At 53.7% G+C, this 10623-nt stretch carries 6 protein-coding genes; 3 read left to right on the top strand and 3 right to left on the bottom strand.

The genetic code is table 11. The features are described 5' to 3' along the window. Positions 1-32: 32 nt before the first annotated feature. From POTG_RS16745 to POTG_RS16755, 3 genes are all read right to left on the bottom strand, one after another. Positions 33-863: a carbohydrate ABC transporter permease gene (locus POTG_RS16745; RefSeq protein ID WP_009226030.1), complete on the bottom strand. Its 831-nt coding sequence runs from the start codon at positions 861-863 to the stop codon at positions 33-35. Between the two features lie 24 nt (positions 864-887). Then, positions 888-1775 carry a carbohydrate ABC transporter permease gene (locus tag POTG_RS16750; RefSeq protein ID WP_009226031.1) on the bottom strand — a complete coding sequence of 296 codons (888 nt, stop codon included), beginning with the start codon at positions 1773-1775 and terminating at the stop codon, positions 888-890. A gap of 107 nt (positions 1776-1882) precedes the next feature. After that, the gene (locus tag POTG_RS16755; protein WP_009226032.1) at positions 1883-3160 is read right to left on the bottom strand and encodes a sugar ABC transporter substrate-binding protein; all 1278 of its coding nucleotides are present in this window, start codon (positions 3158-3160) and stop codon (positions 1883-1885) included. 474 nt (positions 3161-3634) lie between these two features. On the opposite strand from POTG_RS16755, the gene bglX reads away from it, so the two are divergent. From bglX to POTG_RS16770, 3 genes are all read left to right on the top strand, one after another. After that, on the top strand, positions 3635-5800 hold the full coding sequence (gene bglX, locus POTG_RS16760) for a beta-glucosidase BglX (protein ID WP_009226033.1): 2166 nt from the start codon (positions 3635-3637) through the stop codon (positions 5798-5800). A 29-nt stretch (positions 5801-5829) separates the two neighbouring features. Continuing rightward, on the top strand, positions 5830-9183 hold the full coding sequence (locus POTG_RS16765; RefSeq protein WP_009226034.1) for a GH36-type glycosyl hydrolase domain-containing protein: 3354 nt from the start codon (positions 5830-5832) through the stop codon (positions 9181-9183). 317 nt (positions 9184-9500) lie between these two features. Then, positions 9501-10466 (top strand): LacI family DNA-binding transcriptional regulator, encoded by a 966-nt coding sequence (locus POTG_RS16770; protein ID WP_009226035.1) that lies wholly within the window; start codon positions 9501-9503, stop codon positions 10464-10466. Positions 10467-10623: the final 157 nt, after the last annotated feature.

The following is a 10623-nucleotide window of genomic DNA, read 5'->3' on the forward strand; positions in this document are numbered from 1 at the left end:
AAACGGCTTTCCACGATACAGCCCTTTAGTTGTTATTTCATACCGGAAATCGAATAGTTTTCGATAATATGTTTTTGGAAGATGATGAAGATGATGATGATCGGAACAACCATAAATGCCGAGCCTGCCATCTGCAAGGCGTAGTCTCCGCCGTACTGGCCTTTAAGCAGCTGCAGGCCAACCGACAGGGTATATAGACTCTCGTCGTTTGCAATGATCAGCGGCCACAGGAAGCTGTTCCAGCCCGCGATAAAGGTCAGGATGCCTTGTACCGCGAGGATCGACTTGGAGATCGGCAAGGCGATCTGTACGAAGATACGGAATTCGCCGGCCCCGTCCAGACGGGTGGCTTCCAACAACTCGTCGGGAATCGTCGACATGAATTGGCGGAACAAGAAAATGCCGAAGGCCCCTACTAAGCCTGGAAGTACAATCCCAATCATCGTGTTGGTTAGGCCCATCATGTTCAGGATCAGATAGACCGGAATCATCGTGACCTGCCCGGGAATCATCATGGTGGCCAAAACGAGATAGAACAGACCATCCCGTCCCTTAAACTTGTACTTCGCGAAAGCAAAGCCGGCCAGGGCGTTCAGGAACAGACCCAGGAAGGAAAAGACAACGATGATCAACGTATTTCGCAAATAAACGCCAAACCGCATATTCTCAAACAGTTCTTGGAAGTTCTCCAGGGTGAACTGGTGGGGCCACAGGGTCGGCGGGATCTGCGCCACTTCGCTTTCCGGTTTAAACGACGACAGGATCATCCAGACGAATGGCAGCAGCATCAGCAGGCCCATCACGCCGAGCAGAATTCCGACCAGCCATTGCAGCGCTTTATCGCCCGAGGTTCTGGTTTGCATGTGTGTACACCTCCCGGGATGACATCAGACATCCGCTTCCTTGTTTTGAAATTTGAATTGAATCAGCGTGATCAGGATAATCGCGAAGAACAGAATAAAGGAGCCTGCCGCAGCATATCCAAATTTGCTGAATTGAAAGCCGTTGTTATAAATAAACAAAGCTACGGAGATCGTGCCATCCAGCGGACCGCCTTTGGTCATGACAAAAGGTTCCTCGAAGAACTGCAGCCAACCAATCATCGTGGTGATGGACACAAAGAAGATGGCGAAGCGCAGCAGCGGAATCGTAATCGACCAGGTCTGCCGCCAGTTGCTGGCCCCGTCGATTTGCGCCGCTTCATAATACGTTTTCGAGATACCTTTGATCGCAGCGATGAAAATAATCATATTTAAGCCAATTGCCCGCCATACGGCCAGGATAATCAGCGAGATTTTCGCCATGACTGGATCTTGCAGCCAAGGGACAGACCCCAACCCCAGCGAATTCAAAATATAGTTAAGCAGCCCCAGCGACGGGTTGTACAGGTAGCTCCATACGACGGCTACCGCCACGACGTTGGTGACCGACGGCATATAGAAGATGACCCGAAACGCTTTGAAAATACGGGCCTTACCGAAATTGATCAGCAAGGCGATCATCAGGGAAATGATGATAACGAGCGGTACGCCGATAATAACGTAAAATAGCGTGTTCAAGATGGACTTTCGAAACGAAGGGTCCAGCAGCACTTCCTTATAATTATCGAAACCAACAAAGCTGATGTTGGAGAGGTCAGCCAGCCCGGCTAAATCCATATCGGTGAAGCTGATCACCAGTGCAATGGCGATCGGAAGCAGCGAAAAGAGCGCCAGCAAAATCAAGGTCGGCGCAATGAACAGGTAAGGTGCATTTTTCTGCGATAAGCCTTTCATCTCGGATCACTTCCTTTATTCAGCGCGTCTAAGCTAACTTCACCACCTCTGCCCGCCGGGAAGACCAAGCTCCCGGCAGGCTATAGGCGGTTGGGTAAAGCTTTCGCTTACTTACTGAGGATTTTCTCAGCTTCGGCGTTGAAGGCATCCATTTCTTTTTGGACATCCGCACCGCCGCGAACGATACGTTCAAAGCTCTTCAGATAAGTTTGAGCAATTTGCTCCCAAGTGGTGAGCAACGGCATCGGCTCGGAATGCTCCAGCTGCTCTTGCAACGCTTGATAGTTTGGATCGTCTTTGAGGGACGGATCTTCCCAAGCCTTCAAGTTAGTTGGCAGCGATTTGGTGAGCTGCATCCATTTGATTTGTGTTTCCGGCTTGCTCATGTATTGAATGAATTTCAAAGCTTCGTCTTGATGTTTCGTGTATTGGAATACCGATAGATCGGAGCCTCCCAGCGCGGAAATGTTGTTCTTCTTCGCTGGCAGCGGAGCGACCGCCCATTTGCCTTCCAGATCCGGAGCTTGCGTCTTGATCGAGTTAATCATCCAAGGGCCGCTGATGAACATCGGAACAACGCCCTCGCCGCTAAGCCCTTGTACCGGGTCCAATCCGAGGTCAATCGGCGCGGATCCGTCCTTAAAGAATCCGTTCAGATATTCCACAGCTTCAACGAACTCCGGCTGGTTAAACAGCGGCTTGTTCTGTTCGTCGAGCAGCTTGGAGCCGTTCTGGCGGGCGAACATAAACGCCAGCGATTGCTCGTTCATATCGATGCTGATCCCGTATTTCCCTTTGCCGCGGTCAGCCAGCTTCTTCGCTGCATCGCGAAGTTCATCCCATGTTTTTGGCGGTTGGTCATAGCCCACTTCCTTCAACAGGTCAGTCCGGTAGAAGAGGACGCGGGTTTCGGTATACCACGGAATCCCCACGATTTTACCGTCATATTTGGTCGTGTTTACGGCACCCGAATAAAATTGATCCTCTTTAAACTCCGGATACTTGTCCACCACCGAAGTCAGATCCATCAGCGCGCCGGCATTCGCAAACTCCGGAATCCAGGTTGTCCCCATTTGGATGACGTCCGGACCTTTCTTCGAAGCGACTGCGGTCAGCAGCTTGTCATGTGCATTGGACCAAGGCAGGGCTTGGACATCCACCTTGATGTTTGGGTTCTCCTTCATGAAGTCGTCGGCGATTTGCGGTAGCGATTTGGCTTCATCGCCCATCGCCCATACGCTGATTTGCACTTGTTTGTCGCCGCCGTTTGCGGTCCCATTCCCGCTGCCGCCATCCGCCGCGTTATCTTTCGAACCGCAGCCAGCAAGAAGGCTAGCGAGCACCAGTGAGCTGGCAATCAGGGTAGTTGCTGTTTTTTTCCACATAAGGATCGTCCTTTCTGAAAATAATAGCTGTAAGTAATATGAGACATTATTTAGCGATTTTATGCAAAACAGATGAGCCGGCCTTGAGGACAGGCAACACCTCCTTCTCAAGCATAGAAATGGGTCCCCTTGTTTGTACCAAAGATGATGCCGCAGAACAGCGACAATAGACAGGTGAAACGTTTCGATTAAGAAAAATATGAACCTAGTTCCCGGAAAATCAGAACCAAGTGAAACGTTTCGATTCATTATAAAACAGATTGTAATCGTATTCAATATCTTTTTTTCGGATCATAACCCGGAGCTAATTTTGTTAAAACGACTTTATTGAAACGTTTCTACAAATTTTGAAATCGCATTCCATGAAAATTGACGGATTTTTTGATTCGATATATAATCCAACTATTCAAATAATCGAAACGTTTCACCATCATGCTATAACAATCATCTTACATCGAAAAAGGTGGGGAACCCATGACACAACAACCCATAGAGAATTATCTGAAGCAGATGACCCTGGAGGAAAAAATCGACCAGTTGCTGCAGCTCGCCGTCCCGTTCTTTGAAGGAGCCCGGACCGAGGGAGAAATCACTGGTCCGATGCAGGAGCTGGGCGTATCTGAGGAAACAGTGCGTAACACAGGTTCGGTTCTCGGATTATCCGGAGCGCAGGAAGCGATCAACGTGCAGCAGGCTCATTTAAAGAAGAACCGCTTAGGCATTCCGCTGTTGATGATGGCCGATATCATTCACGGCTTTAAAACGATCTTCCCCGTACCGCTGGCCATCGGCTGCTCTTGGGATTTGTCTCTGGCTGAGCGAAGCGCAGAAATTGCTGCCAGAGAAGCCGCAGTGTCAGGGGTTCATGTCACGTTTGCCCCGATGGTCGATCTGGTGCGTGATCCCCGGTGGGGGCGGGTGATGGAGTCGACCGGCGAAGATCCGTATCTGAACAGCGAATTCGCGCGGGCGTTTGTCCGCGGCTTCCAGGGCCGCGATTTGCGGAACGATACAAGCCGGGTGGCTGCCTGTGTAAAGCATTTCGCCGCCTATGGCGCTGCCGAGGGCGGACGGGATTATAACACCGTCGACATGTCGGAATGGCGGTTGCGTGAAACCTATTTGCCGGCTTACAAAGCCGCGTTGGAAGAAGGCTGCGAAATGGTTATGGCCTCGTTTAACACGGTGGATGGCATTCCGGCAACCGGCAATCGGCGCTTATTACGTCAGCTGCTTCGCGAAGAATGGGGCTTTAACGGCGTGATCATCTCAGATTGGGGCGCAGTGAAGGAACTGATTCCGCACGGAGCTGCGGCCGACGAGAAGGAAGCGGCCTGCCGCTCGATCGAAGCGGGCATCGACATCGAGATGATGACCACCTGCTATATGAAGCATTTGGCGGAGCTGGTGAAGACCGGGGTGGTCGAGGAAAAACGGATTGACGAAGCGGTGCTGCGGATCCTGCAACTCAAAGAGAAGCTCGGACTCTTTGATAATCCTTATCGCGGCGCAGATCCAGAGCGGGAAGCGGAGATCGTCTTCTGCGAGGAACACCGGGCCGCCTCCCGCGAGCTGGCAACTAAATCCTGCGTTCTGCTCAAAAACGAAGGCGTACTGCCGCTGCGGCGGGATCAATCGATCGCGTTGATTGGCCCGTTTGCGCAAAGCGGTGACATTCTTGGCCCGTGGTCATGGCAGGGGTCGACGGAAGCGGCGGTTCGGCTTTATGACGGCCTAGTCGCAAAGGCAGGCGCGAGCCGGATCGTTGTTGCGGAGGGCTGCGGCATCGAGGAAGCCGATGACCGCCGGCTTCAGGAAGCTGTGGCCGCAGCGGCTGGCGCCGACGTGATCGTGCTGGCGTTAGGCGAAAGCTCGGAAATGAGCGGTGAGGCGGGCAGCCGGGGAGATATCCGGCTGCCGCGGGCGCAGCTGGCGTTGATCGAACGTCTCGCTGAGCTCGGCAAGCCGATGGCGGCCGTGTTGTTTAACGGCCGGCCGCTGGACCTGCACGGCGTAGCAGATCGTGTTGGTGCCGTGCTTGAAGCCTGGTTCCCAGGCAGCGAAGGCGGCCATGCGATCGCCGACCTGTTGTATGGGGACGTACAGCCGTCGGGACGGCTGTCGATGTCTTTTCCATATGCAGCAGGGCAGATTCCGGTGTACTACAACCACTTCAACACCGGGCGCCCGAAGGGAGCGCCGGACGCTCAGATTAGATACGTTTCGCAATATCTGGACATGCCAAACGAGCCGCTTTTCCCGTTTGGGTTCGGGCTCAGCTACACCACGTTTATGTATAGCGAACCGGAACTGTCGGCAACGGTTATGACACCAGAACAGCCGCTGACAATCAAGGTGAACGTGACGAATACCGGATCGGCAGCCGCTGAGGAGACCGTGCAGCTCTATATCCGCGATATCGCGGGGGACGTGGTTCGGCCGGTCAAGGAGCTGAAGGGATTCCGCAAAATCCTGTTGCAGCCGGGGGAAACTCAGGAAGTCACTTTTGAAATTACCGAGGCGCAGCTGCGATATCACCATAGCGATTTGACTTACAGCAGCGATGCGGGCGAGTTTGTGGCCTTTGTGGGTCCCAACAGCCGGGATGCCGCGGGCGTGCGATTTATTTTGCAAAAATAGAAATCATAAGGATCAAAGGAGTGGAAAGGATGACGACAGCAACGGAGGCGTGGAAAGTTCTTCAGTCGGGGGACTTGACCTTTACGTTATGGAACAGCGGCGATCTGTACGAAATGAAATACCGGGACATCCTGATGAATCAGCTGTTATCCGGCCCGGTGGAGGGTTCGCTGAACAATCTGTATTTACGTCTGCACCTCCCCGAGGGGATTCGGGCCATTCCCTTGCTTGGCATTCGCTCGATCAGCCGGCTGAGCTTCGGGGCGGATACTGCGGTTTGGAAGGGGGAAGCCGAAGGGATTCAGTACGAGGTCGTGTTGAGACTGGATTCCCGGGGCATTTGGTTCTGGGACGTTCGGCTGGAGGGACAAACCTCGGTTGAGATCGACGTTGTCTATGGTCAGGATATCGGGCTTGCCGAACCGGGAGCGGTACGCAGCAATGAAGCGTATATGTCTCAATACATCGACCATACCGTATTCCGGCATGAGCGGCGGGGCACGGTCATTTGCTCGCGGCAAAACCAGCCGCAGCGCGGAAAATTCCCTTATATGCAGCAAGGGGCGCTCACCGGAGCTGCGGGATATTCGACCGATGGCTTTCAGTTTTTTGGGTTGTCCTACAAAGAAACGGATCGCCCCGAAGCGTTGGCGCGCAAGGAGCTGGCAAACGAAATTTATCAATACGAGTTTGCTTACGCGGCGCTTCAAACGGGCAGTCAACTGCTGAATGGGCAAGCGCGGTTTGTCTTCTACGGACTGGTACGGGAGGATTATCCGGAGGCGATCGAGACGCTGGAATTCGAGGAGTTGATTGAAGACGCGTGGCGTAAATGGGAGGCCGCCCCTGTAAATGCGGTTGAGGCTGCAGCTCCAGTAACCTTAGCGACGGAATTGGGCGAGCCGCTGTCGGGTTTACCGATGGACGACGCCGAAATCGAGGCGCTATTCCCGCATCGTCAGCATGAGGAGCGGGATGGCGGGCAGCTGCTATCTTTCTTCACGGATACGCACGAGCATGTCGTTTTGAAGGAAAAAGAGCTTCAGGTCGAGCGGCCGCACGGCATCATCCTGATGTCCGGCGGGAACGACCGGGTAGGCAGCGAAGTGCTTACGACGACTTCGTACATGTACGGCGTATTTAATTCCCAGGTGGTCGTGGGCAACACCTCATTCCACAAGTGGGTTTCCAACGTACGCAATGCGCTGAACGTCTCCAAAGCGTCCGGACAACGGATCTACGTGGAATTGGACGGGGTGTACCGGCTGTTGACGATGCCGTCGATGTTTGAGATGGGCTTTAACTACGCCCGCTGGACCTATAAAATGGCGGAGGATACGATCGTTGTCACCAACTATACCGCAACGGATTCCCCGGAACTTGCGTTGAACATCGTGTCTGCGAACGGCAGAGCGTACCGCTATTTGGTGACAAATCAAATCGTTATGAATGATTTGGAGTTCCAACGTTCTTTTCTCATGGAGCAAAAAGAATCGGTGCTGACGTTCCGGGCCGACCGCGAAGCGCTGTCTGCTTCCGTATATCCGGACCTAGCTTACCGGATGCACGTATCGGGAACAGGCTTTAACGTATATGATGAACGCCGGCTGGCTCCGGGTGCAGCGCCGGGCAGCTCGTCGCTGGTGGTGCTGGAAACGGAGCCTTGCAGCAATTGGACACTCACGGTGCAAGGTTTGCTGCATGACGGGGAATCGAAGCCTGCGATTCGGGAGGTACAGGAAGAAGCCGTTCGGTACCGTGAGTTTTTGGGCCGGGTGATGAACGGCTTCCGGTTATCGCTGGAGGAAGCGTCAGCGCCTGCAGCTCAGGAACTGCAAAAGCTCAATACGCTGGCTTGGTGGTATACGCACAATATGCTTGTCCATTTCTCGGTGCCCCACGGGCTGGAGCAATATGGCGGGGCCGCTTGGGGCACCCGCGATGTTTGCCAGGGACCGGCGGAATATTTTTTGGCGACGCAAAAATACGGGGTGGTCAAAGACATCCTGAAGACGGTGTATGCTCACCAATATGAGGACGACGGAAACTGGCCGCAATGGTTTATGTTTGATCGTTACTTCCGGATTCAGCAGGAGGAGAGCCATGGCGACATCATCGTCTGGCCGCTGAAGGTGCTGAGTGATTACTTGACGGCGACCGGGGACTATGGGCTGCTGGATGAAGAGGTTCCGTATACGGTCAAAGGAAGCTTTGAACTGTCTGCCACGCCGGCGACGATCCGCGAGCATGCGAAGAAGGAAATCGGCTATATCCGCAGCCATTTCTTGCATGATACTTATTTGTCTTCCTACGGCGACGGGGATTGGGACGATACGCTGCAACCGGCGAATGCCCAGCTCAAGCGCTTTATGAGCAGCAGCTGGACGGTGGCGTTAACGTATCAGACGTTCCGTCAGCTGGCGGAGGCGTTGCCGGAAGAGGAGCAGCATTGGGCAAATGAACTTGCGGAGCTGGCCGAGGGCATCAAGCGTGATTTTAACAAGTATATGCTGGGCACGGAAGTTATCCCCGGTTTCGTCTATATGGAACAACCGGGGCAAGCCGAATTGATGCTGCATCCGACGGATACAAAAACGGGGATCCATTACCGGCTGCTGCCGATGACACGCAGCATGATCGCCGAGCTGCTCACCGCTGAGCAGGCGGAAGCGCATTACGGCGTCATTAAAGAGAAGCTATACCATCCGGATGGCGTGCGCTTGATGGATCGGCCGGCCAAATACCGGGGCGGCGTTAGCACACACTTCAAGCGGGCGGAGCAGGCGTCCAACTTCGGGCGTGAGATCGGGCTGCAGTACGTTCATGCCCATATCCGCTTCATCGAAGCGATGGCCAAGCTCGGCAAAGCCGAGGAAGCTTGGAGCGGGCTGCACAAGATTAACCCGGTGGGGCTTAGGGACGTTGTGCCGAATGCGGAGCTGCGGCAAAGCAACGTCTACTTCAGCAGCTCGGACGGCAAGTTCGCCACCCGTTACGATGCGGAGGAACGGTTTGATGAGTTGCGGAGCGGGAACGTGCCGGTGAAAGGCGGCTGGCGTATTTATTCCAGCGGCCCTGGAATCTATATGAACCAGCTGATCTCCAACTGCCTAGGCATCCGAGTGCGAGGGGAGGACCTGATCATTGACCCTGTGCTGCCGCCGCATTTGGATGGGCTGCGGTTTGATTTTGCGTGGATGGGCCTCCCGACCACGTTCATCTACCACATGAACGGCCAAGGCCGCGCAGTGCGGATCAACGGCCAAGAGATTCCGATTCGGGAGAATCCGGGATTTTACCGTAGCGGCGGCGTTCGGATCAGCCGGCAGGATTTTGCGGCGTTCGGGTCGAATGATCATAACGTCGTTGAAATCTGGATGTAAGTTGAATTCAAGATTCGACGTCGAAATTGCATCTGGGGAACACCTCGTGATCGGAAGACCATTTTTTGAACTACCGAATAAGATAGAGGTTCAAAAAGTGGGGTTTCCAGCACCGAGAAGGTTGGATGAAGCTTAGGGATTGAGTAGCGGAGCGTAGGCAAAACCTACGTGAGCAACTGAAATGTTTCCGAAGGAAACATGCATCGGAAGCATACGCTTTCCCGGCTGAGTCCAAGATTCGACGTCGAACCTGCATCTAAGAAACTCATCGTGATGGGAAGACTACTTTTTGAACTACCGATAAGGGGAGTAATGTTGTGGTAAGCATTAAGGACATAGCCAAAAAAGCCGGAGTCTCCATCTCCACGGTATCCTACGCACTGAATGGAAGTCCGAAAATTACCGACGAGACGAGCGCAAGAATTTTGGCGATCGCGGAACAACTGAATTATGTGCCCAATGCTGCCGCACGTTCCTTAAAAACCCGTGAGTCGAAGATCATCGGCGTGTATTTGACCGACTTCAGCGGCGCTTTCTACGGCGACCTGTTGCAGGGCGTAAAAGAAGTGCTGAACCAGAAGGGGTACGACATGGTCGTATGCAGCGGCAAGCAGTCCCATCGACTGCTGCCTGAGCGGATGGTAGACGGGGCGATTATTTTGGACGCTACGTTCTCTAGTCAGGAGCTGCTCAAGTACGCCGACATTGGGCATAAAATCGTGGTGCTCGACCGCGAGCTCAACCACCCGAACATCAATCAGGTTCTGTTGGACAACAAGGCGGGAGCGACCTTGGCGGTCGAGCACTTGATCGAGCAGGGGCACCGCAAGCTTTATGTCGTCACGGGGCCCAAGGGCTCCTATGACTCGAAGCAGCGGCTGAAAGCGGTGAAGCAGACGGTCGCCCGTTTCGATGGAGTGGAGCTGACCGAAATCGAAGGAAACTTCAATAAGGATGCCGGAGAACGGGCGGCTGAGCAGATCCTTCGGGACGTGACCACACCGGTGGGCGTATTCTGCCTGAACGACGAGATGGCGATTGGCCTCTACAATGCGGTGAAACGGACCGATTATGTGATCGGCAAAGACATCCATATTATCGGTTTCGATAACATCGAGTTAGCCGAATATACGGTGCCGCGTCTGGCGACGATCGACTATTCTAAGCGGAAGTGGGGAGCGCTGGCATCCGAGCAGCTGCTGAAGATCCTGGCCGGGGAACCGGTCGAGCATGAGCGGGTGTACGTGACGCTGGTGAAGGGCAATTCCGTGGGCCAAGTTTAATTCGGACAAAAAGAGGAGAATAAGGGTACAAATTACCCTTATTTTCACGTTGAGCGAATAACCGGGACGAATAACGGTAAAAAATGGCCTTATTCTGCGAAAACGAGCTTGAAATCCCCCTTCTGAGCACCATTTGGCGAAAATAAGACCCTAAAAT

Source organism: Paenibacillus sp. oral taxon 786 str. D14 (assembly GCF_000159955.1).
Taxonomy (GTDB): Bacteria; Bacillota; Bacilli; order Paenibacillales; family Paenibacillaceae; genus Fontibacillus; species Fontibacillus phoenicis.